This is a genomic window from Brevundimonas naejangsanensis (assembly GCF_000635915.2).
Classification (GTDB): domain Bacteria; phylum Pseudomonadota; class Alphaproteobacteria; order Caulobacterales; family Caulobacteraceae; genus Brevundimonas; species Brevundimonas sanguinis.
This window is the reverse complement of sequence record NZ_CP015614.1, coordinates 1,386,032-1,407,885: the sequence shown is the minus strand read 5'-3', so window position 1 is coordinate 1,407,885 and position 21,854 is coordinate 1,386,032. Positions and strand designations below refer to the sequence as shown.

Here is a 21,854-nt window from a genome sequence, read left to right as displayed (position 1 = left end):
TTTTTTGCATCCCGGCTTCAGTTGCCGGAAACGATCACCAGGTTGCGCTGGCGCGGCGGAATAGTGGGCGATGGCGGAGCCGGAGGGGCCGCTGGCGTGCGGATGACGCGCACGCCGCCGATGCGGCAGTTGCGGGCCGTCATGTCGCCGGGCAAGCGGGTGGCGGCGTCGCCGCAGGCTTCGGACACCTGATCGGCGCTGAGCCCGCGCGCCCGGGTCAGGTCCAGACCGCGAATGTCCGTGCGGCGCATGGAGGCGCCGCGAAAATCGGCGCGGGTGAAGTCGCCGCCGGACAGGCGGGCGCTGTCCAGATCGGCGCCCCGGAAGGAGGCCCCGCTGAAGTTGCCGCCGGTCAGGTTCGAGGCCTTGATGTCGGCGTTTCCGAAGTCGGCGCCGCTGGCGTTGACGTTGGCCAGGGTGGCGCCGAAAATCTCGGCGTCGTTGAGGCGGGCGCGGGTCAGGTTGGCGCTGTTCATGTTCACGCCCTGAAGCTCGGCCCCGCTCAGATTGGCGCCGCTCAGGTCGACGCGGATCAGCACGGCGCCCGTCGCTTCGGCGCCCATCAACTGGACGCCGGTCATCTTGGCGTTGGTGAAGTTCGAGCCGACCATTTCAATGCCGCGCATGTCGGCCCGGCTGAAGTCCGCCCCTGTGAAGTTGGAGCCGACCAGTTCAGCGCCGCGCAGATTGGCGCCGACAAGAGTGGCCTGGGCGAAGTTGGCGCCGGTCAGGGTGGCGCCCGACAGGTCGCGGCCCGACAGTTCGCAACGCGTGCAGCTTCCGCCCAGCGACACCATGCGGGCCACGTCGCGATCCTGGGCCCAGGTCATCTCCACGGCGCCGGCCAAGGCGGGGGCGGCCGCCATCAGTCCCGTGAGGGCTGAGGCGGCGAGGGCCAGACGGCGCAGGGGAGAAATCGAGCGTTTCATCACCCTTATTGAATGCGCCTTAGTCGGTAAAAACCCTACTTAAATCGCGGTAACGAAGGCGACGCTCAACAGGCGGGAATGCGTAGGCCAGAAGGCAGAACCGTGTTCTGGTCGCCGCAGGCCTGATTGAGCTGCGACTGGGTCAGGCCGCGCGCGCGCGCCATTTCGGCGCCCGACAGATTGGTCCCGTTCAGCTTGGCCCCGGTGAAGGAGGCGCCTTCCAGAAAGGTCCCCACGAAGCTGGCGTTGGTCAGGTCGGCGCCGTTGAAGTTCGAACTGGACAGGACCGCGCCATAGGCCTCGACATCGCGCAGGTCAGAGCGGCTGAAGTTGGTGCGGTTCATCACCGACAGGCTGATGTCGGCTTGACGGATGCGCGCGCCGGACAGGTTCAGGCCGGTGCGCTCCATGCCGGAAAAGTCGCCCTGAAACAGGTTGCAGCCGGGGCAGGAGGCGCCGCGACGCACCTGGGCGATCTGCGAGGCGTTCTGCGCCGAGGTCGGCAGGGCCGTCAGGGTCAGGCCGACGGCGGCGAGAAGGGCGATTGCGGGACGGATCATGCGAATGGCTCCAGGCTTTGCGCCTGTTGCAGCAAGAAGCGGGCCGCCGTTTCGGGACAGTGCGTCCCGTTTCAACCCTGAACCTTGGGCGCCGCGCCGCAGGAACCGCACGCGGGCGTCCCGCTCCGATCCGTCAGCATCAGGTCGCCGCACTCAGGGCAGGGGCCGGCCTGAACCTGCGGCGTGGCGCGCGGCGACGGCTCCTTGCGGCCGAACGGGGCGACGATCAGGTTGTCGGGCGCTGCGCCCCGCGCGAAGCCCTTGGAGATGAAGCGGGCGGCGGGCACGGGCTGGGGCGTCTCAGCCGGAACGCCGTCCATGCCGTCCAGATTGGCGGCCTCGGGCGTGACCTGGGCCAGTTCGCGCCGGTCCAGATAGGAGACGCCCAGCTCGCGGAACACATAGTCGAGGATGGAGGTCGCCGAGCGGATGGAATCATTGCCCGTGACCCGCCCCGACGGCTCGAACCGGGTGAAGACGAAGGCGTCGACGAACTCGTCCAGCGGCACGCCGTATTGCAGGCCGATGGAGATGGCGATGGCGAAGTTGTTCATCATCGAGCGGAAGGCGGCGCCTTCCTTATGCATGTCGATGAAGATCTCGCCCAGTTCGCCGTCTTCGTATTCGCCGGTGTGGATGTAGACTTTGTGGCCGCCCACTGAGGCCTTCTGGATATAGCCCTTGCGGCGATCGGGCAGGCGGCGGCGGGTGCGGTCGCGCTCGATCACCTTTTCGACCACGCGCTCGACGGTGCGGGGCGCGGGCTCTGGGGCGGGGGCCGCTTCGGCGCGGCGTGGAGCCTCGACCTCGGGCAGGCGCAGGCGGAAATCGGCAGGGGGCTGGGCGCGGCGCAGGACTGCGGCGCGACGACCGTCCAGCGCGGCATCGGCCAGGGCGCGGGCCAGATCCAGACGATCAGCGCGCCAGTCCAGCGTGACGGGCGCCAGGTCGGGCGCGTCGCTGAACGGCTCAATGGCGCGGCGCAGGCCGGCTTCCAGCGCCTTGCCGGATTGCGAAAGCAGCTGCCGCAGAGCCTCGGGCGCTTCAGCCCAGTCGGACAGGTCGGGGCGGCCGAAGACATAGTCCGCCGCAGCCCTGATCGCCGCCTCGTCAAAGCCCAGGCGCGGCAGCAGGGCTTCGCCCGGCGCCAAAGTCAGGCCCAGCACGTCGCCGATGAACCCCTCGTCCAGCACAGGCGGAGCGAAGGCGGCGGCGAAATTCTCGACCGAGGACAGGGCGCGCTCGATCCCTTCGAGCTCCAGGTCGGTGAAGCCCAGTTCGCGCAGGCGGGCGTGGTTGACGCCGGGCGCCTCGGCCAGGGTGCGGCGGCCGAACAGGTGGCGCTCGGCGGCCTCGACATCAGCGCCCGCGCGGGTCAGGGCGACGGCCAGCGCCGGGCGCAGGCGACGTTCGACCTCGCCGTCCGCCGTCTGCCAGACGTCCGTCGCCGTGAAGGGCGAGAGGCCGAGGCGCAAGGCCAGTTCGGCGTCGTCGGCGAACAGGCTGATGGCCGCATGGCGCCGCCCTTGGGCGTGCAGGGCATCGACCGGCTCGCCGCGTTCGGTCAGGGCGGCGAGGGTTTCGTCCTTCACCGCTTCCCACTCGGCGCAGGGGCCAAGGCGGGCGGCCAGATCGGCCGAGGCGGCGTTGGCGAGGCGCGCAACCTGAGCGGCCAGGGCGGCGGCGGGCAAGGCCGGTTCAGCGGCGTCCTGCGACACGGCCCAGTCGGCCAGACCGCTCAGACCAAGGGCGATGGGGCGCGCGGCGGCGCGGCGCTCCTGGACGTCCAGCGTCAGGTCCAGCGCCGTGACCAGCAGTTCGGCCAGGGCGGCCAGGGCCGAGTCGAACGCTTGCGGGAAGGCGGCGGCCAGCGCGGGCAGGTTGATCGCCGCGCGTGCGGCCACGGCTGCATCGGCGGCGGCGTCTGCGTCAGCGGGTGTGAAGGCGGCGGCGACAGGGCCTTCCAGGGCCGCCTCGGCCACGGCGAGCGCCAGAGGTCCGCCGGCGGCGGCCGTGTCTGGCTGGACCAGCACGATCAGGGGCGCCTGCGGGGCGTCCGCCGACGGCGCGGCGGTCGCCGATAGACCATCGCCCTTGATGGCGCGAAGGATGTCCGCATCAGCGGCGCCGCCCTGTCGCGCGACATGGGCGGCGCGGGTCAGGGCGGGGTTGGAGGCGGGGTCGGCGCAGGCGGCGGCGTCGCCCTCGCACCGCGCCACGGCGTCGGCGACGTTGGTCAGCGCTTGAGCCAGCGCCTCGGCTGCTTGACCGGCCAGCCGCTCGCGGCGCCAGGCGGCGGCCTGCTGCGCCAGACGGCGCTCGGCCTCGGGCTCGGACAGGTCCAGACGAAGGGCGGTTACGGCGGGCGTATCCGCATCGCTGACGGCGGCCAGACCCAGCAGGACCGCGCCCGTCAGTTCCGCCTCGAATCGGGCGCCCTCGGCGGCGTTGGCGAAGACCGCGCTGTTTTGCCCGGCGGCGGCGAGACGCGCCGCCCAGCTTTGCACGGCGCCGTTCAGGGGCAGGTCGGGGCGAGAGGAGGACGCGGCGGCCCAGTCCAGCCAGGCCTCGACCTGCACATCGGTCCAGGCGTCGGGCGCCAGCACCCTGTCGACGACGTCGGGGCGCTCGATCTCGCGCAGCGCGACGGGGACGGCGGCGGCCAGGGAAGCAAACAGGGGCTTGAAGCGCATCAGGCGTCTCCCACGCTGGAGGTGGAGCGTGTCCTGAAGACAACCTATCGGGCGATCATGACGGCGTTCAATAGATGTTGCGGCTGTCGTGGGTGTTGCCCACAAGATGTTGAGGTGTTTCCGATGCGCTCGACGCTGGACGTAAGGCGTCGCGGTTTCTATGATCGGCCCGCGCCGCCGGACCTCCCCGGGGCGGTGGATTCGAGTGAGTTCAACGACGTGCTGAGCAAGATCTTCACCTGGTGGAACGGCGCCACGATCGGCACCCTGTTCACCATTGGCAAACGCGGCCAGCAGGTCGGCACGGACGAGTTCGGCAACCGCTACTACGAATCCCGCGACACCGTCAGCTATGACGGTCGCAAGCGCCGCTGGGTCATCTATGACGGCTATGCCGAGGCGACCAAGGTGCCGCCGGAATGGCAGGGCTGGCTGCGCTACACCTATGACGAGACGCCGACTGAGCGCCCGCTGCCGCGTCAGGCGTGGGAAAAGGATCACCTTCCGAACATGACGGGCACGCCGATGGCGCGTCGTCCGCAAGGGTCGCTGGCCGCCCTGGGCCAACGCCCGGCCGCCACCGGCGACTATCAGGCCTGGAGCCCGGAATGAGCCTTCGCCATGTCCTGCTGGCCGGGGTGGTCGTCGCGGGACTGGCGATATCGGGCGCCGGCGTGGCCAGCGTCCTGATGGACCTGCCGCAGGACGCGACGCCCGCTCCGGCTGATCCTGTCGGGGACATGCTGCGCGACACCAACCGCACGCCGCTGCAGAATCCGCAGGGCCCGGCGACGCAAGCGCAGCAACCGGCGTCGTCCAATAGCCCGGCCATTGTGATGCCGACCGCGCCCGCCGCGACGCCCGCGACGCCCGTTATCGTCACGCCGGGCGAGGAAGTGGCGGTTCAGGAAGAGGCGCCGGACGAAATTCCGGTCGAAGAGGTCGCGCCTGCGCCCACGGAACCGGCCTCGCCGCCGGGAGTCCGTCAGCGTCGCCGCATCGCCGTCATCCAGGCGGTGGACAAGACCACGGCCGAGACGATGCGGTTCGAGGTCGAGGTGGGCGGCCGTCCGGTGCGGTTCGGCAGGACCCTGCTGTTCAAGGCCCGGGCCTGCGAGGTCTCGGCTTCTGACGAAATGACCGAGGACGCCATCGCCTATCTGGAGGTCGGCGTTCAACCGCGCGGTCTGGCGGCGCCGACCGAGGCGCGTCAGGTGTTCAAGGGCTGGATGTTCGCATCATCGCCCAGCGTCAGCGGCCTGCAGCACCCGGTCTATGACGCCTGGGTGGTGGGTTGTAAGGCGTAGGCCACGGCCTCGGCCCCGCTGAGGGGCGCCGTAAAGGCGTCCATGTCGGGCGCCGCCTGCAGAGCCCAGGGCAGCATACGCAAATAGGCCTCCTGCGGCGTCTCCACGGCGCCGAACTGGCCCAGGTGCTCGGTCAGGAACTGGGTGTCCAGCAGCCGCCAGCCGCCCTTTTTCAGGCGCGCGACCAGATGGACCAGCGCCACCTTTGATGCATCGGTCGCCCGGCTGAACATGCTCTCGCCGAAGAAGGCGCCGCCCAGCGTCACGCCGTAAAGCCCGCCCACCAGCGCCTCGTCGCGCCAGCATTCGATGCTGTGGGCGAAGCCGCGCTGATGCAGTTCGACATAGAGGCGGCGGATCGGGGCGTTGATCCAGGTGTCTTCGCGGCCCGGCGCTGAGGCGGCGCAGGCGTCCAGCACGGCGGCGAAGGCCGTGTTCACCCGCACCTCGAACGGCTCGCCCCGCACGGTGCGGCGCAGGCGCGAGGGGATGTGAAAGCGATCCAGCGGTATCAGGCCGCGCTGGTCCGGCTCGACCAGAAAGACGCGCGGATCGTCGTGCGCCTCGGCCATGGGAAAGACGCCCCGCGCGTAGCAGGCGAGCAGCGCCTCCGGTCCGAAGACGTCAGAGGCGCCGCTCGCGCTGAAGCCGGGTTCGTCCAAGGGGGGGTTAGGCCTTGGCCTTCTGCGCCGCCGCCCACTTCTCCAGCCAGTGGATGTCGTAGTCGCCCGACAGGATGTCCGGCTCCTGCAACAGCTTCTGGAACAGGGGGATGGTGGTGTCGACGCCGCTGATGACCGTCTCGCCCAGCGAGCGTTTCAGGCGGGCCAGCGCTTCCTCGCGGTCGCGGCCGTGGACGATCAGCTTGCCGATCAGGCTGTCGTAATAGGGCGGGATCGAATAGCCGGCGTAGATGGCGCTATCCAGACGCACGCCCAGGCCGCCTGGGGCGTGGAACTCGGTGATCGTGCCCGGGGAAGGGGTGAAGGTCTCGGCGTTCTCGGCGTTGATCCGCACCTCGATGGCGTGGCCCTCGAAGGTGATGTCTTCCTGCTTGAACGACAGCGGCAGGCCCGCGGCGATGCGGATCTGTTCGCGCACCAGATCGACGCCCGTGATCATTTCCGTGACCGGGTGTTCGACCTGCAGGCGGGTGTTCATCTCGATGAAGAAGAACTCGCCGTCCTCCCACAGGAACTCGATGGTCCCGGCGCCCAGATAGCCGATGGCGGCGATGGCCTTGTTGACCGTCTCGCCGATCTTGACCCGGCCTTCGGCCGACAGGGCGGGAGAGGGGGCCTCTTCCAGCACCTTCTGGTGGCGGCGCTGCAGCGAGCAGTCGCGTTCGCCCAGGTGGACGACGTTGCCGTGGCTGTCGGCGATGACCTGAATCTCGATGTGGCGCGGCTTCTGGAGATAGCGCTCCATATAGACGGCGCCGTTGCCGAAGGCGGCCAAGGCCTCAGCCTGGGCCGTCTGCACGGCTTCGACCAGATCGTCGGCCGTCTGGGCCACCTTCATGCCGCGACCGCCGCCGCCGGCGGCCGCCTTGACGATCAGGGGGAAGCCGATGGCCTTGGACGCCTCGATGGCCTGTTCGACCGTCTCGACCTCGCCGTCAGAGCCGGGGACGACGGGAATGCCCGCGTCCTTGACGGCCTGCTTGGCGGTGATCTTGTCGCCCATGACGCGGATATGCTCCGGCTTGGGGCCGATGAAGGTCATGCCGTGGGCTTCGATGATCTCGGCGAAGCGGGCGTTCTCGGCCAGGAAGCCGTAGCCCGGGTGGATCGCCTGGGCGCCGGTGATCTCGGCCGCCGCGATGATCGAGGGGATGTTCAGATAGGACTTGGCCGCCGGCGCAGGGCCGATGCAGACGCTCTCGTCGGCCAGGCGCACCCACATGGCGCCGCGGTCGGCCTCGGAGTGAACGGCGACGGTGGAGATTCCCATCTCCTTGCATGCGCGGTGGATGCGCAGCGCGATCTCGCCCCGGTTGGCGATCAGGACCTTGGTGAACATGGGGCTCAGGCTTCCAGCACGACCAGGGCTTCGCCGAACTCGACCGGCTGGGCGTCGCCCACCAGGATCTCAGCAACCACGCCGTCGCGCGGCGCCTGGATCGGGTTCATGGTCTTCATGGCCTCGACGATCAGCAGGGTCTGGCCCTTCTTGACCTTGTCGCCGGCCTTGATGAAGGGATCCGAGCCCGGCGCGGGCTGCAGATAGGCGGTGCCGACCATCGGAGACTTCACCTCTTCGCCGGCGCGGGCGACGATCGTGGCCGGGTCCGACGGCATGGAGGCCGGGGCGGCGGCCGGGGCGGCGTGCGCGACCGGAGCCGGGGCGGCGGCGTACTGGATCGGGGCGGCGGCGACGGTGACTTCGCGCTTGACCTTGATCTTCAGATCGCCGCGCTCGACCTCGATCTCGGTCAGATCGGTATCGTTCAGGATGTCGGCCAGGCTGCGGACCAGTTCGGCGTCGATGTGCTTGTTCTTGTCGTCGGACATGAGGGTCTCTTCTACTTTATCTTCTGACGGCGCGCGGCGGTCAGCCCTTGGCCCCGGCGCGACGCGCCAGGTCCAGAGCGGCCCGGACGGCCAATTCATAGCTGTGGGGGCCAAAGCCGGCGATCACGCCGGTCGCGGCCAGGGACACATAGGAGTGATGCCGAAACGCCTCGCGCGCGGCGGGGTTCGACAGGTGGCATTCGACCACGGGGATGCTCAGCGTCTTCAGCGCGTCGAGCAGGGCCACCGAGGTATGGGTGAAGGCGGCAGGATTAATGACCAGGGCGTCGGCCTCGGTCCTGGCTTCCTGGATCCAGTCGACCAGCTGGCCTTCATGATTCGACTGGCGGAACACCACGCGCGCGCCGACGGCCGCCGCCTCGCACATGGCCTGAACGTCGGCCAGCGTCTCGCGGCCATAGATGTCCGGCTCCCGAACCCCCAGCAGGTTCAGGTTCGGCCCGTTCAGGACATACAGGATGAGGGTTTCGGGCATTCGCTCGCAAAACAGGCGCGCCGCCGCGCGGAATCGAGCGCGCGTTGTAGCCCAGGTGGCGCGCGGCGCAAAGCGGGCGAGGAAAAAGGGTGACGTAGGGGGAGGATTGAGACTGGGAGCGGACCTTGGGGAAGTCCGCCAAGGGGAGAAAGCGGACTCAGCTAGTGTAGCAAAAAGCGGGACCGAGCGATTCAATTGAGATCGGCTTTTGTACAGTGATCTCTGAGCGCCACAGCCCCAGATGACCCGACCCGAACAGGTAGCGTGTCCTGTATCCGACGAAGGTGACCAAAAATGGCTGGACTGGATAGCAGTTTAGGCTTTCATCGGCCGGTTCTCCTACGCGGATTTCTTGTTCCGCCGGGTGGTCCAGCCAATCCGTCGCTTTATACGGTGGACGTTGTGTTGGCACCGTGGTTGCGCCTTCCACAAATGTAGACCCTTCGAACTCGTACAGCCAGACGCCAGAGAACTCACGTGAGCGGCCCTCTATCCTGAAGTCCGAGCACGCAGAAAGTGCTAGTCCAAGCGCAGCCGCCGTGATCAGCCTAGATGCCATCAACTTAAAGAACCATGTTTCTTGATGTCTGCGAAGGGTCGAAAGCGGCTGAGGCCGTGCATTTGATGTCTCGCGCCTAAACCCCCATATCTGACGCCCACCCTGCATCCTCTGGAGCGAACAGTTTGCGTATCGAAGTCAACGGCGAGGCGCGGGACACCGCCGCCACGACCATTCTGGGTCTGGTTCAGGAGCTGTCGCTGGACCCCAAGAAGGTGGCGGTCGAGCGCAATCTGGAGATCGTGCCGCGCTCGCTGCATGGCGAGACGGCGCTGGCAGAGGGCGACAAGATCGAACTGGTGCAGTTCGTGGGCGGGGGCTGACCCTACACTCCTCCCGGCGGACGCCGGGATCCAGTCCTTGGCGACAGGTTCGCCCTTCAAAGGTTGCGCGTGAGGCTCTTACTGGATCCCGGCGTCCGCCGGGAGGAGCGGGAGGGGGGACAGCTCATCAAATCCCGCAACGGCGCTTCCCCCCGGCGGCGGGCGGCGCTACTTCCCTAGGCATGACTGACACCGCTCCCCGCACCGACAGCTGGACCGTCGCCGGCCGCACCTTCAACTCGCGCCTGATCGTGGGCACCGGCAAGTATCGCGACTACGCCCAGAACGCGGCGGCGGCCGAGGCGTCGGGCGCCGAGATGGTCACCGTGGCCGTGCGCCGGGTCAACCTGACCGATCCGAACCAGCCGGTTCTGACGGACTTCATCGACCCGAAGAAATACACCTATCTGCCGAACACGGCGGGCTGCTTCACCGGCGAGGACGCCGTGCGGACCCTGCGTCTGGCGCGCGAGGCGGGCGGCTGGACCCTGGTCAAGCTGGAGGTCCTGTCGGACCCCAAGACCCTGTTCCCCGACATGGAAGAGACCCTGCGGTCGCTGAAGCTGCTAACCGCCGAGGGGTTTGAAGTCATGGTCTATTGCACCGACGACCCGGTCTATGCGCGCAAGCTGGAAGACGCAGGCGCGGTGGCCATCATGCCGCTGGGCGCGCCGATCGGCTCGGGGCTGGGGGTGCAGAACCCGATCAACATCCGCCTGATCGTGGAACAGTCCAAGGTGCCGGTTCTGGTCGACGCGGGCGTCGGCACGGCGTCGGACGCGGCGGTGGCGATGGAGCTGGGCTGCGACGGCGTGCTGATGAACACCGCCATCGCCGAGGCGCGCGATCCCATCCTGATGGCCAGCGCGATGAAGCACGCGGTCATCGCCGGGCGGGAAGCCTATCTGGCCGGGCGGATGAAGAAGCGGCTCTACGCCGACCCGTCCTCGCCGCTGGCGGGGCTGATCTGATCGCCTCCCCACGACGTGGGGAGGTGGTGCGGAGCCGATAAGCGTCGTGACAAGGGGGGCCGCTTGGTTCAGCCGTTGCTGAGCCCCTCCACCGCTTCGCGGTCCTCCTCCCCATGAAATGGCGAGGAAAGGCGTCAGCCCTTTTTCTTGGCGGCCTCGATCAGGGCGCCGACTTCGCGGGGGTCGATGCCGGGGCTGGCGACGCCGTTGATGAAGAAGGTCGGCGTGCCCTGCAGGCCCAGCGCCGCCGCCGCCGTGTGGATGTCGGTGACGTGGCGCGTCATCTCGGGGGCCGAGATGGCGGCGTTCGCCTTGGCCATGTCGACGCCGTTGTCGGTCAGGATGCGGTCGATGGCGCCGCGGTCCAGCGCGCGCTCGGCCATCAGGGCGTCATAGACGGCCAGATACTTGCCCTGTTGATGCGCGGCCAGGGCGGCGCGCGCGGCGTATTGGGACGTCACATCCTCGCCCCGGTCCAGGATCGGCCAATCCTTAAAGACGAAGCGCACCTCGGGGTGGGCGGCCATCAGGGCGCGGTATTCGGGGGCAACCGCCTTGCAGCCGGGGCAGCGGAAGTCGAAGAACTCGATCACCGTCACCTTGGCGTTCTCAGGGCCGAACGCCGGGTCGCGCGGATCGGCGGCCAGCAGGGTCGGATTGGCGGCGGCGGCGGCGTTGATGCTCTGCACGCGCGACTGGGATTCGGCCGCCTCACGCGCAGCCAGCACTTCGTCCAGCACCTGCGGGTTCTGGATCAGATAGGCCCGCACCCGCTCGCCGAAACCGCCGGTCAGATAGGGCGCAGCCGACAGGGCCAGGGCGACAGCCGACATGCCTGCGGCGGCCCAGCCCAACGTCGTGCCCGACAGGCCCAGCCGCGCCTTCTTCGGCGTGGCGGTCGGAGTCGGTTCGGGGCGCGCGTCGTCGGTCATCAGCATCTCGTCTCAGGTGTCAGGGCGGTAGGGCGGGCCGGGATCATTCCCCGCCGGGCGGGATGACGCCCGAGCGGCTGCGCTGTTCGTTGCGGCGCTCGGCGTCGGTGATGTCCTTCTCGGTCGCGCCCGAGGCCAGGACGATGTCGGTGGCGCGGCGCCATTCGATGGAGTTGCGGTCCAGCATGTCGCGCGCGCGCATGGCGAACTGGGCCGCCTGATCCGGGCGACGCAGGGCGAACCAGTATTCGGCCGAAGCCAGGCGCGCCTCGCCCTCCTTGCCCTGGCTGGAATAGGCCTGAGACAGCAGGCGCCAGGCCAGGTTGTTGTCGGCTTCCAGCGCCAGGGCGCGCTTCAACTGGTCTTCCGCCTCGGTCAGCCGGGCCGTGTCGTTGGTTTCGATCAGGGCGTGGGCCAGGTTGATGCGCAGCAGCGGCGCGTCCGGCTTCAGCTCGACGGAGCGTTCATGGGCGCCGATGGCCTCGGCTGGTCGGCCTTCCTCGAACAGGATCTGGCCCTTGAGCTCCCAGAAGTAGGGGTTTTCGGGCTGTTCGGTCAGCAGGACATCGACCGCGTCCAGCGCCTTCTGCGTCTGGCCATCCCGGTACCAGGCGATGGCGCGGGCGTAGCGGGCGGGCAGGGAGGCGTCGCTGGACGGATAGTCGCGCAAGGTGGCGTTGGGCGCGTCCATGAAGGCGCGGATTTTGGCCACGACCAAGGCGTGCTCAGCCATGCGCTGCGTGCTGTCGCGCTTGTCGTAGTGGGAGGCGGCCTCGACGGCGGGGCGCAGGGCCTCGATCCGCTGTGACGACAGGGGGTGGCTGCGGAAATAGGGATAGCGGCGCTGATCCGAGAAGATTTCCTGCGAGCGGAAGTTCTCGAAGAACTCGACCATGCCGCGCCCGGATTCCCCGGCGCGTTCCAGAGCGCGGGCCCCGGTGATGTCGGCTTCGCCCTCCTGGCTCTGCATGTAGCGCAGGGCGCCCAGCGTGCCGAAATACTGGCTTGAGGCCAAAAGCGCTGCGCCCGCGTCCGGCGCGCCCGCGATCGCGGCCAGGGCGCCCAGGGCCATGGTCATGATCATCGGCTGCATGCCGGCGTTCTGGGCGCCGTCGCGCAGGGTGTGGCGGTTCTTGATGTGGCCGGCTTCGTGAGCGATCACGCCCAGAAGCTGATTGGGGCTCTTGGTCCGCAGGATCAGGCCGGTGTTCAACCCCATGATCCGCCCGCGCGTGGCGAAGGCGTTCAGGTCGTTGTCGTTGACCAGCAGGATCTCGACCTCGTTCGGGTCAAGGCCCATCGCGTCCAGCACAGGCTCGGACCAGTCGTGGATGATCCCTTCGATCTCGGTGTCGCGGATCAGGCTCTGGGCCTGGGCCGCAGCGGCCGAGGCCAGCACCGCAAGGGCGCCGACCCCGGCGGCCAAATAGCGCCGGAAGCGGGGTGCGGCGGGGGGCGTCCTGGTCATGAAGAACTCCAGAGCGATCGTCTCCCCCGCAGCTTCCAGCCTAATCGTGTCCGATCAACGGCGCCACCAGCCGCGTTTCGGCTTGGTCGGCGGGGCGACGATCTGGTTCGGATCCTCGGCGATGATGGCGGCGATATCGACTTCGGGCGTCGGCGCCGTGACCGGTTCGGCCAGGACGACGGCTTCCTCGGCCAGAACCTCTTCGATCGCCTGCTCGATGCGGGCGGCCACGGCGGGCGTGACGTCCAGCTCGGCCGGGACCGGGGTCGATTGCTCGGCCTCTGCGGCAGCCTCAGCCTCGGCAGCGATCGCCTCGGGGGCGGCGGCTTCGGCCTGTTGCTCGGCGGCGACCTCGTTCAGCTCCTCGGCGGCGACCTCGTTCAGCTCCTCGGCGATGGCCGAGGTGACCTTGCGGCGCACGCGGCGACGCTTGGGCGCCTCGACCGGCTCCAGCACCGGGGCGGCCTCGGTCGCCGTTTCGGGCGAAGCGTTCGACGTTTCGTCGTCGATCACCACGGCGATGGGCGTGTCGGGCGAGCCGACAGGCGGCAGGCCTTCGTTGACGGCGCGATCCTCGACCTTGGCCTCATGCGTCACCTCGCCCCGGCCGCGACCACGACCGCGACGACGGCGCGAGCGGCCGTTGCGGCCTTCGCCCTCGGTCGCCTGTTCGGCGTGAACATCGCGCGGCTCGTGGCTGCGCTCGGCGTCATCCTCGGCGACGCGTTCGGCGCGCACCGGCGCCGGGTTGATCGGGTCGAACCAGACATAGGGATCCTGCAGCGACGGCGTACGGCCGCGCACCCAGGTGAAGACGTCGCGTTCGCCTTCCTCGCGAACCCGGCGACCGCCGCGGCGGCCCCGGCGACGGCGACCGCCGCGCCCGTCGTCATCGTCTTCTGCGACGACGGCTTCGGCTTCATCCTCCCGACCTCCGCCGCGACGGCGACGGCGGCGACGGCCGCCACGGCCGTCATCGTCCTGTTCCTGACGAGCGCGGCTTTCGTCGTCGTCCTCGTCTTCAGACTCCAGTTCGGCCTCGTTCTGATCGTCGCCGAAGTCCTCGTCCTCGTCGTGATCCTCGTCTTCATCGTCGAAGGCGCTGTCGTCGAAGCCGTCGTCCAGGTCGGCCAGGTCGATGTGGCTTTCCGGCGTGACGAAGTCCTCGTTGGTTTCGGTGCGCTCGATCGAGTGCTCGCCCTGAGCCAGGCTGTCGTCGATCTGGATGACGACGTTCAACCCGCGCTGTTCCAGCAGGGACTGCAGATAGGCGCGCTTGTGGTTCAGGATGTACAGCGCCACGGCGGTCGAGACGCGCAGGTTCACCGAACCCGCGCCGTTCTTGCCGGCCTCGATGTCGACGGCGCGCAGGGTGGTCAGGGCCGCCGATTCGGCCGAGCGGACGCGTCCGGCGCCCTGGCAGCATTCGCAGACCTCGGTGGCGCCTTCGATCACGCCCAGACGGCGGCGCTGACGGCTGATCTCCATCAGGCCGAAGCCCGAGATGCGGCCCATCTGGATGCGGGCGCGGTCCTTGGCCAGGGCGTCCTTGACGGCCTTCTCAACCGCGCGGTTGTTCTTGCCCTCGTCCATGTCGATGAAGTCGATGACGATCAGACCGGCCAGGTCGCGCAGGCGCAGCTGGCGGGCGGCCTCGACGGCGGCTTCCATGTTGGTCTTGGTGGCCGTGGCCTCGACGTTGCGCTCCTTGGTGGAGCGGCCCGAGTTCACGTCGATGGCCACCAGGGCCTCGGTCTGGTTGATGACCAGATAGCCGCCCGACTTCAGCGGCACGACCGGCTGGTGAATCTGGGCCAGCACCTCTTCGATGCCGTTCGCGGCGAACAGCGGGCGCGAGCCTTGATAGAGATGAATTTTCTTGGCCTGGGAGGGCATCAGCACGCGCATGAAATCGCGCGCCTGTTTGAAGCCCTCGACGCCCTCGACCTGAATGCCGTCGAAGTCCTTGTCGTACATGTCGCGCACGGCGCGACGGACCAGGTTTTCTTCCTCGTAGATCATCGCCGGCGCGTTGGAGCTCAGCGTCGTCTCGCGGATCGTCGACCAAAGGCGCAGCAGATATTCATAGTCGCGCTTGATCTCGGCGCGGGTGCGCTTGGCGCCCGCCGTGCGGATGATCAGGCCCATGCCCTGCGGCACCTTCAGCGCGGCGGCGGCGGCCTTCAGGCGGCGACGGTCCGAGGTGTTGGTGATCTTGCGCGAGATGCCGCCGCCCTTGCCGGTGTTGGGCATCAGCACGCAGTAGCGGCCGGCCAGCGACAGCCAGGTGGTCAGCGCCGCGCCCTTGGCGCCGCGCTCGTCCTTGACGACCTGCACCAGCAGGATCTGACGGCGCTTGATGACGTCCTGGATCTTGTAGCGGCGCATCAGGCGACGCTTCAGGCGCTCCTCGTCGGCCAGGCCGCCTTCCGATTCGCCGTCGTCGCTCTCGCGGCCCAGATCATCGTGATCGTCGTCGTCGTCCGACTGCGCTTCGGCCATGATGGCTTCGCGGTCGGCGACCGGGATCTGATAGTAGTCGGGGTGAATTTCGTTGAAGGCGAGGAAGCCGTGGCGGTTGCCGCCGTACTCGACGAAGGCGGCCTGCAGGCTTGGCTCTACGCGTGTGACCTTGGCGAGATAGATGTTCCCGCGAAGCTGGCGACGCGCGCGGGATTCGAAATCGAATTCCTCAACCTGGCGGCCGTCTACGATCGCGACGCGCGTTTCTTCCGCGTGCGCCGCGTCGATCAACATGGTTTTTGACATGAAGGGTCTCTCTCAGGCGCGCCAGGCCGTGCGCCGCGAGTTCAATCGCGGGAATGGGGGCGGCTCGCCGAATGGAAATGGGGGCCGGGGCGCGCGTCATCCCCTCGCAGAAAGCGAGTGCGGCAAGGTCTTGCCGAAGAGGATCGCAGGCGTAGTGGCCCATAAGGTTGTCGGTCCTGGGCCCGAACGCGCCGATCAAGGCTGCGTCCTGAACCCGTTCTCCGGATCGTCGGCCAGGCCGGGCGATCCTCGGAATAGGTGAAAGTCAACGCCGCGAGGAGGGCGCGGCCGGTCCCGCAGAACTGCGGGCGGCGCGATCAGTCGCATGCGGAACTCATAATAGGCACATGCGGCGGAAAATAAAAGAACCGCGACGATAAGAGGTCTTAACGAAATCCTTAAACTGCGGCGGCATCCTGCAAGGACAAACTACAGGGTAACTTCGGTTCATGGCCGGTCGGTGGCGTGACAATCTCGCCCTTTGGGGCGTCCGCGAATGGGCGATGACGGCCGTGGCCGTTGTCGTCGTGTGCGTCGTCGTGCTGGCGGCGGGACGCGGGCTGGCTTTCGGGCCGGACGGAGAGGTCATGCGCCTGCGCTTCGGCGGCGACGCCCAGCGCACCCGCATCGTCGTCGATCTGGGCCGCAGCACGCGCGGTCAGGTGATTGAGGACGGGTCGTCGGGGCGGGTGATCCTGGCGCTGTCGGGCGTTCAGCCGGGGCGTGGGCTGGACGGTTCAGGCTCTGGGCTGGTGCGCGGCTATGAGGTGTCGGCTTCGGGCTCTTCGTCGCGCGTGCGGTTGGACCTGGCGCGCGGCGCGGAGATCGAGCGCCGTTTCCTGCTGCCGCCCGGCGATGGGGTGGCTCACTATCGCTATGTCATCGACCTGAAGGCGACCGGCGCGGCCGCTGCGCCCGCCGTCGCCCCGCGGCGCGAACAGGTTCGGGCTGAAAAGCCCCTCATCGTCATCGACGCAGGCCACGGCGGCCGCGATCCGGGCGCGCAAGGCCAGCATGTTCAGGAAAAGGCCGTCACCCTGGCCGCCGCTCAGGAGTTGAAGGCCGCGCTGGAGCGCACCGGCCGTTATCGCGTGCGGCTGACGCGAGACGGCGACGTCTATGTCGCTCACGGCCGCCGGGTTCAGGTGGCGCGCGATGCGGGCGCGGACCTGTTCATCTCGCTGCACGCCGACGCCGGTTCTGATCCGGCCCTGCGCGGCGCCAGCGTCTACACCCTGTCCGAACAGGGCGCCGGACGGGCCGTGCGCGAGTTCACCAAGGGCGAAGACTGGCAGCGCGACCTGCGCCTGCCGGGGCGCGATCCCTCGGTCGACCGCATCCTGCTGGACATGACCCAGCGCGCCACCCAGAACCGCTCGGCCCAGTTCGCGCGGGTGCTGCTGACCCATATCGAGGGCGACAACCATCCCCTGCTGCGCCGCAGCCACCGCGACGCGGGTCTGGCGGTGCTGCTGGCGCCCGACGTGCCCGCCGTGCTGCTGGAGATGGGCTTCATCACCAATCCGGAAGACGAGCGCGTCCTGACCGACGAACGCGCCCGCCGCCGCCTGATGCGCTCGGTCGCCGAGGGCATCGACCGCTATTTCCGCGAACCCGCCGCCCCGGTGATGGTCGCAGGCGAGATCGCCGGGGGCTGATGTCCTCCCCATGCAATGGGGAGGGGAAGGCTTTGCGTTATTCCTCCAGCGCCGCTTTCGCGCGCCGGAAGATGTCCTCGAACATCTCGGCGGTCAGTCGGCCGGTGTTCGTGTTCAGCCGCGAGCAATGATAACTGTTGATCAGCGTATAGTCGCCGACCTTGCCCTCGACCCCATGTCCGGCCGGAATGGCCGAGCCGGGATAGCCCAGCGTCCGCAGGATGCTGCGCCGGGACACGTCGCCCAGCGTGACGATCACCTTCAGGCGGGGCAGGGCGGCCAGCCGGTCCACCAGGAAGGGCCGGCAGGTGTTCTCCTCCGTCGCCGTCGGCTTGTTCTGCGGCGGGGCGCAGCGCACGGCGTTGGTGATCATGCAGTCGATCAGCCGCAGGTCGTCGTCGCCGTTCGGATCATATCGGCCTTCAGCGAAGCCGGTCTTCTTCAGCGTGTCGTACAGCAGCCAGCCTGCGTGGTCCCCGGTGAAGGGGCGGCCGGTGCGGTTGGCGCCGGTGCGGCCGGGCGCCAGACCTGCGATCAGCAGGCGCGCGTTCGGGTCGCCGAACGAGGGCGCGGGGCCGTTCCACCAGTCCGGGTTCTGGCGCGCGTTCTCGGCCCGATAGGCGACCAGCCGCGGGCACAGGGGGCAGTCGCGGGACGGCTCCGGGGTCAGAGGAACGCTCACGCGCGGTCGTTCCGATCCAGGGTGCGGGTCACGCCCTGATTCATCGGAGCCTTGGGCTTGCCCACCTCATTGACGATGTCGGCCAGGTCGATGAAGGCGTCCGCCTGACGGCGCAGGTCGTCCGAAATCTGGGGCGGCTGGCTCTTGACCGTCGAGACGACGGTGACGCGCACGCCCTTGGCCTGCATGGCCTGCACCAGACGGCGGAAGTCGCCGTCGCCGGAGAACAGCACGGCGTGGTCGAGGCGCGGCGCCAGTTCCAGCATGTCGACCGCGATCTCTATGTCCATATTGCCCTTGGTGCGGCTGTGGCCTTGGGCATCGACATAGCGTTTGACCGGCTTGGTCACGACGGTGAAGCCGTTGTAGTCGAGCCAGTCGACCAGGGGGCGGATCGGCGAGAATTCCTCGCCCTCGATCACCGCTGTGTAATAATATGCGCGGATCAGCCGGCCCTCGCCGGTGAAGCGCTGAGACAGTTTCTTGAAGTCCAGATCGCAGTTCAGGGCGCGAGCCGCCGAATAGAGGTTGGCGCCGTCGATGAACAGGGCGATGCGGTCGTCGGGATGGTCGGTCATGAAGAAAATGAGTCCGTCGGAATGATCGAGAAAATGAACGCCCGGAACGACGCGGCCGAAACGGCGTCTGGTCTGGATGACGCAGTCATCGTCGCCCTGGGCTGCAATGACAAGGGCGCATGGTCGTCCTGCGTCGAGGCGCTGGAGGCGGGCCTGGCCCGATTTCGCGCCGAGGGGATCGACGTGCTGGCGCGGTCCTCCTGGTGGTCGTCGCAGGCCTGGCCCGATCCGACCGATCCGCCGTTCCTGAACGGCGTGGCGATCGTCAGCACCGCCCAGGACGCCCGGACCCTGATGTGGACCCTGGCGCGGATCGAGGATGTCTGCGGGCGGGTGCGCACGACGCGCAACGCGCCGCGCACCCTGGATCTGGATCTGATCGCCTATGGACGGCTGAGCGGCGACCTGGATGGGCTGATCCTGCCGCACCCGCGCGCGGCCGAACGGCTGTTCGTCATGGGACCGCTGGCCGAGCTGGCGCCCGAGTGGAGGCACCCCGTGTGCGGCCGCATGGCGCGCGATCTGGCGGCGGCGGCGCCGGTCGGGCGCGACGCCTTCCCTCTGCACAGGGCTTGACGCGGGGCGGGCTGTCGGGCGAGGGGAGAGATGACGGACGCCGATCCGCCTCAATGACGCCTTCGCGGCGTTGCACAATCGGCTTTCAACCTATATTTTGTGCGGTTCTCCCTGCCGCCAGAGGATTTTCATGGCCCGCGTCACTGTCGAAGACTGCATCGAAAAGGTGCCGAACCGCTTTGGTCTGGTTCTGCTGGCCGGCCACCGCGCCCGCAACATCGCCAACGGCGCCGCGCTGACGCTGGACCGCGACAACGACAAGAACCCGGTCGTGGCCCTGCGCGAACTGGCCGACGAAACCGTCGTGCCGGAAGAACTGCGCGAGAACATCATCACCACCCTGCAACGCGTCGATGAGCGCACCGAGGCTGAGGACGAAGCCGAAGTCGTGGCCCTGCTGGCCGAGCCGCAGCACATGAACATGGCCGAAGCCGAACTGATCCGTGCGCTGCAAAGCGACCGCGACGGGGGCCAGGAGGAGCGCTACTGACGACCGACCCGGTCACCAAGGTAGCCAGGCGCACGGCGCGGCCTCAGATGGACACGCCGATGGACCCCGCCGCGAATCTGCAAGACAACACATCGGCGTCGTCTCTTCCCGAGGCGGCGCCGAAGTCGTCTGAAGGCCCTGCATTGTCTGATACCAAGCGCGCACCGATCATGCGCCAGTTCGAACTGATCGAGGCGGTCAAGGCCTATGACCCGACCGCCGACGAGGCGCTGCTGAACCGCGCCTATGTCTATGCGATGAAGATGCACGGCTCGCAGCTGCGGGCCTCGGGCGATCCCTATTTCGCCCATCCGATCCAGGTCGCGGGCATCCTGACCGACTATCGGCTGGACACGGCGACCATCGTCACCGCCCTGCTGCATGACGTGGTCGAGGACACTTCCGCCACCCGCGACGACATCGCCGCCATGTTCGGCGAGGAGATCGCCGTCCTGGTCGAGGGCGTGACCAAGCTGTCGCGGCTGGAGCTTCAGGCCGAACACACGCGCCAGGCCGAGAACCTGCGCAAATTCATCCTGGCCATCTCCAAGGACGTGCGGGTGCTGCTGGTCAAGTTGGCCGACCGTCTGCACAACATGCGCACCCTTCACTTCGTGAAGCCGGAGAAGCGCGAGCGCATCAGCCGCGAAACGCTGGAAGTCTATGCGCCTTTGGGCCGTTCTATCGGCATCCACTCCATCGCCGCCGAGCTGGAGGAACTGGCGTTCGAGCATCTGAACGCCACGGCCCGCGTCGCCATCCAGCGTCGTCTGGAGGCCCTGAAGCTTGAGAACGGCAGCGCCATCGAGGCCGTCTCGCCCGAGATCGAGCGCGTTCTGGCCGAAGCTGGCGTGCAGGCGCGGGTCAAGGGACGGGAAAAGACGCCCTATTCCATCTGGCGCAAGCTGCAGCGCAAGACGGTCGGCTTTTCGTCCCTGTCGGACATCTACGGCTTCCGCGTCATCGTGGAGAGCGAGGACGACTGTTACCGCGCCCTGGGCGTCATCCACCGCGCCTGGCCGATGGTGCCGGAGCGGTTCAAGGACTTCATCTCGACGCCCAAGTCGAACAACTACCGCTCGCTGCACACCACGGTGGTCGGGCCCGGCGGCCTGCGCATCGAGATGCAGATCCGCACCGAGGCGATGGACCGGGTGGCCGAGGACGGGGTGGCGGCGCACTGGCGCTACAAGAACTCGTCCTATGGCTTCGACCGCGAGGCGATGGAGGCTGACGGCGGCCGCGACCCCCTGCTGAACCTGCGCCATCTTGTTCAGGTCATCGAACACGGAGAGGGGGGCGAAGACTGGGTCGAGCACGCCAAGCTCGAAATGTACCTGGATCAGGTCTTCGTCTTTACGCCCAAGGGCACGCTGATCACTCTGCCGCGCGGCGGGATGCCGCTGGACTTCGCCTATGCTGTCCACACCGAAGTCGGCGACACCGCCGTCGGTGTGAAGATCAACGGCGAGTTGAAGCCTATGCGCACCGCGCTTCAGAACGGCGACGTGGTCGAGATCATTCGCGGGACCAAGCGGGAAGTCCCCACCGACTGGCGCAGTCTGACGGTCACGGGCCGGGCCCGCTCGGCCATTCGCCGCCACATCCGCACTTCCGAGCGTGAAGAGTTCGTGCGTCTGGGCAAGACGACGCTGGAGCAGACGCTGGAGCGGGCGGGCAAGTCGCTGGCCGAGGTCAAGCTGACGGAGGTGCTGAAGACCTTCGCCATGCCGTCCGAAGAGGACATGTTCGACGCCATCGGTCGCGGCCGACTGGCCGCGACGCGCGTGGCCGAGACCCTGTTCCCGGCGCTGAAGGGTCAGCTGAAGGCGGGGCCGGAGCGCAAGCGCATCGGCGAGGAATCGCCGCGTCTGTTCGTGCGCGGCGGCGGGCTGACGCCCGGCGTCAGCATCCATTTCGGCCAGTGTTGCTCGCCGGTGCCGGGCGACCGCATCGTCGGCATCCTTGAGCCGGACAAGGGGCTGACGGTCCACACCATCGACTGCCAGACCCTGGCCGATTTCGCCGATGACGACTCGGTCTGGCAGGACCTGCAATGGACGCCGCAGGCCGAGCGCAGCGCCGTCGGATCGGTCAAGCTGCACGCCACCCTGACCAATACGCGCGGCGTGCTGGGACAGGTGGCCTCCATCATCGGCGAGGCGGGCGGCAACATCCTGAACCTGTCGATGGCCCATCGTCAGCACGACTTCTACGACGTCGACATCGACGTGGAGGTCGAGGACGCCCGCCACGCCACCATGATCATTGCGGCGCTGAGGGCCAATCCTTACGTCGATACGGTCGATCGCGCGCGCGGCTGAGCCGCGCCGACGCCATCCATTTTCTC

General features: G+C 68.2%; 20 protein-coding genes. 8 read left to right on the top strand and 12 right to left on the bottom strand.

Features of this window, described 5'->3' with window-relative positions:
* Positions 1 to 17: 17 nt before the first annotated feature.
* The 3 genes from DA69_RS06635 to DA69_RS06625 all read right to left on the bottom strand — a co-directional run bounded on the left by DA69_RS06635 (position 18) and on the right by DA69_RS06625 (position 4,182).
* Complete coding sequence (locus tag DA69_RS06635) at positions 18 to 929, bottom strand: pentapeptide repeat-containing protein (RefSeq protein WP_025976738.1); 912 nt, start codon at positions 927 to 929, stop codon at positions 18 to 20.
* A gap of 65 nt (positions 930 to 994) precedes the next feature.
* A complete protein-coding gene (locus tag DA69_RS06630; RefSeq protein WP_029972396.1) occupies positions 995 to 1,489 on the bottom strand; it encodes a pentapeptide repeat-containing protein in 495 nt (164 codons plus the stop codon).
* Positions 1,490 to 1,560: 71 nt separating this feature from the next.
* On the bottom strand, positions 1,561 to 4,182 hold the full coding sequence (locus DA69_RS06625; RefSeq protein WP_025976740.1) for a hypothetical protein: 2,622 nt from the start codon (positions 4,180 to 4,182) through the stop codon (positions 1,561 to 1,563).
* Positions 4,183 to 4,401: 219 nt separating this feature from the next.
* Between DA69_RS06625 and DA69_RS06620 the strand changes: the two genes are divergently transcribed.
* Positions 4,402 to 4,794: an NADH:ubiquinone oxidoreductase subunit NDUFA12 gene (locus tag DA69_RS06620; RefSeq protein ID WP_025976741.1), complete on the top strand. Its 393-nt coding sequence runs from the start codon at positions 4,402 to 4,404 to the stop codon at positions 4,792 to 4,794.
* On the top strand, positions 4,791 to 5,489 hold the full coding sequence (locus DA69_RS06615; RefSeq protein WP_025976742.1) for a DUF2155 domain-containing protein: 699 nt from the start codon (positions 4,791 to 4,793) through the stop codon (positions 5,487 to 5,489). The genes DA69_RS06620 and DA69_RS06615 overlap by 4 nt, the downstream gene beginning before the upstream one ends.
* On the opposite strand, the gene aat is transcribed toward DA69_RS06615, so the two are convergent.
* From aat to aroQ, 4 genes are read right to left on the bottom strand one after another with little or no spacing between them, the layout of a single operon-like run.
* Positions 5,456 to 6,151 (bottom strand): leucyl/phenylalanyl-tRNA--protein transferase, encoded by a 696-nt coding sequence (gene aat / locus DA69_RS06610; RefSeq protein WP_025976743.1) that lies wholly within the window; start codon positions 6,149 to 6,151, stop codon positions 5,456 to 5,458. The two genes, DA69_RS06615 and aat, sit on opposite strands and share 34 nt — an antisense overlap.
* A 7-nt stretch (positions 6,152 to 6,158) precedes the next feature.
* Positions 6,159 to 7,511: an acetyl-CoA carboxylase biotin carboxylase subunit gene (gene accC, locus DA69_RS06605; RefSeq protein WP_025976744.1), complete on the bottom strand. Its 1,353-nt coding sequence runs from the start codon at positions 7,509 to 7,511 to the stop codon at positions 6,159 to 6,161.
* Positions 7,512 to 7,516: 5 nt separating this feature from the next.
* Complete coding sequence (accB, locus tag DA69_RS06600) at positions 7,517 to 8,002, bottom strand: acetyl-CoA carboxylase biotin carboxyl carrier protein (RefSeq protein ID WP_025976745.1); 486 nt, start codon at positions 8,000 to 8,002, stop codon at positions 7,517 to 7,519.
* Between the two features lie 40 nt (positions 8,003 to 8,042).
* On the bottom strand, positions 8,043 to 8,498 hold the full coding sequence (gene aroQ / locus DA69_RS06595; protein ID WP_025976746.1) for a type II 3-dehydroquinate dehydratase: 456 nt from the start codon (positions 8,496 to 8,498) through the stop codon (positions 8,043 to 8,045).
* Positions 8,499 to 9,182: 684 nt separating this feature from the next.
* Between aroQ and thiS the strand changes: the two genes are divergently transcribed.
* Together thiS and DA69_RS06585 are read left to right on the top strand one after the other, a co-directional pair.
* Complete coding sequence (gene thiS / locus DA69_RS06590) at positions 9,183 to 9,380, top strand: sulfur carrier protein ThiS (RefSeq protein ID WP_003165397.1); 198 nt, start codon at positions 9,183 to 9,185, stop codon at positions 9,378 to 9,380.
* A 182-nt stretch (positions 9,381 to 9,562) separates the two neighbouring features.
* Positions 9,563 to 10,351, top strand: coding sequence for a thiazole synthase (locus tag DA69_RS06585; RefSeq protein ID WP_025976747.1), 789 nt, complete (start codon positions 9,563 to 9,565; stop codon positions 10,349 to 10,351).
* 134 nt (positions 10,352 to 10,485) lie between these two features.
* Here DA69_RS06585 and DA69_RS06580 read toward each other — a convergent pair whose 3' ends face one another.
* Genes DA69_RS06580 through DA69_RS06570 form a run of 3 tightly spaced genes read right to left on the bottom strand, consistent with a single transcriptional unit; the run spans position 10,486 to position 15,520 of the window.
* A complete protein-coding gene (locus DA69_RS06580) occupies positions 10,486 to 11,283 on the bottom strand; it encodes a thioredoxin domain-containing protein (RefSeq protein WP_025976748.1) in 798 nt (265 codons plus the stop codon).
* Between the two features lie 43 nt (positions 11,284 to 11,326).
* Positions 11,327 to 12,751: a M48 family metalloprotease gene (locus DA69_RS06575; protein WP_025976749.1), complete on the bottom strand. Its 1,425-nt coding sequence runs from the start codon at positions 12,749 to 12,751 to the stop codon at positions 11,327 to 11,329.
* 54 nt (positions 12,752 to 12,805) lie between these two features.
* Positions 12,806 to 15,520 carry an Rne/Rng family ribonuclease gene (locus DA69_RS06570; RefSeq protein WP_025976750.1) on the bottom strand — a complete coding sequence of 905 codons (2,715 nt, stop codon included), beginning with the start codon at positions 15,518 to 15,520 and terminating at the stop codon, positions 12,806 to 12,808.
* Positions 15,521 to 15,969: 449 nt separating this feature from the next.
* Here DA69_RS06570 and DA69_RS06565 point away from each other — a divergent pair, with 449 nt between their 5' ends.
* Positions 15,970 to 17,178 carry an N-acetylmuramoyl-L-alanine amidase family protein gene (locus tag DA69_RS06565; protein WP_025976751.1) on the top strand — a complete coding sequence of 403 codons (1,209 nt, stop codon included), beginning with the start codon at positions 15,970 to 15,972 and terminating at the stop codon, positions 17,176 to 17,178.
* Positions 17,179 to 17,215: 37 nt separating this feature from the next.
* Here DA69_RS06565 and DA69_RS06560 read toward each other — a convergent pair whose 3' ends face one another.
* Positions 17,216 to 17,860 (bottom strand): uracil-DNA glycosylase, encoded by a 645-nt coding sequence (locus tag DA69_RS06560; RefSeq protein WP_025976752.1) that lies wholly within the window; start codon positions 17,858 to 17,860, stop codon positions 17,216 to 17,218.
* The gene (locus tag DA69_RS06555; RefSeq protein ID WP_025976753.1) at positions 17,857 to 18,438 is read right to left on the bottom strand and encodes an NYN domain-containing protein; all 582 of its coding nucleotides are present in this window, start codon (positions 18,436 to 18,438) and stop codon (positions 17,857 to 17,859) included. Before DA69_RS06555 ends, DA69_RS06560 begins: the two co-directional genes overlap by 4 nt.
* A gap of 21 nt (positions 18,439 to 18,459) precedes the next feature.
* On the opposite strand from DA69_RS06555, the gene folK reads away from it, so the two are divergent.
* The 3 genes from folK to DA69_RS06540 all read left to right on the top strand — a co-directional run bounded on the left by folK (position 18,460) and on the right by DA69_RS06540 (position 21,828).
* Entirely contained in the window at positions 18,460 to 19,014 is a 555-nt protein-coding gene (folK, locus tag DA69_RS06550; RefSeq protein WP_029972400.1) for a 2-amino-4-hydroxy-6-hydroxymethyldihydropteridine diphosphokinase, read from the top strand.
* A gap of 130 nt (positions 19,015 to 19,144) precedes the next feature.
* Complete coding sequence (gene rpoZ / locus DA69_RS06545; RefSeq protein ID WP_003168108.1) at positions 19,145 to 19,504, top strand: DNA-directed RNA polymerase subunit omega; 360 nt, start codon at positions 19,145 to 19,147, stop codon at positions 19,502 to 19,504.
* Positions 19,505 to 19,674: 170 nt separating this feature from the next.
* Entirely contained in the window at positions 19,675 to 21,828 is a 2,154-nt protein-coding gene (locus DA69_RS06540) for a RelA/SpoT family protein (protein ID WP_167349656.1), read from the top strand.
* The last annotated feature ends 26 nt before the right edge of the window (positions 21,829 to 21,854 follow it).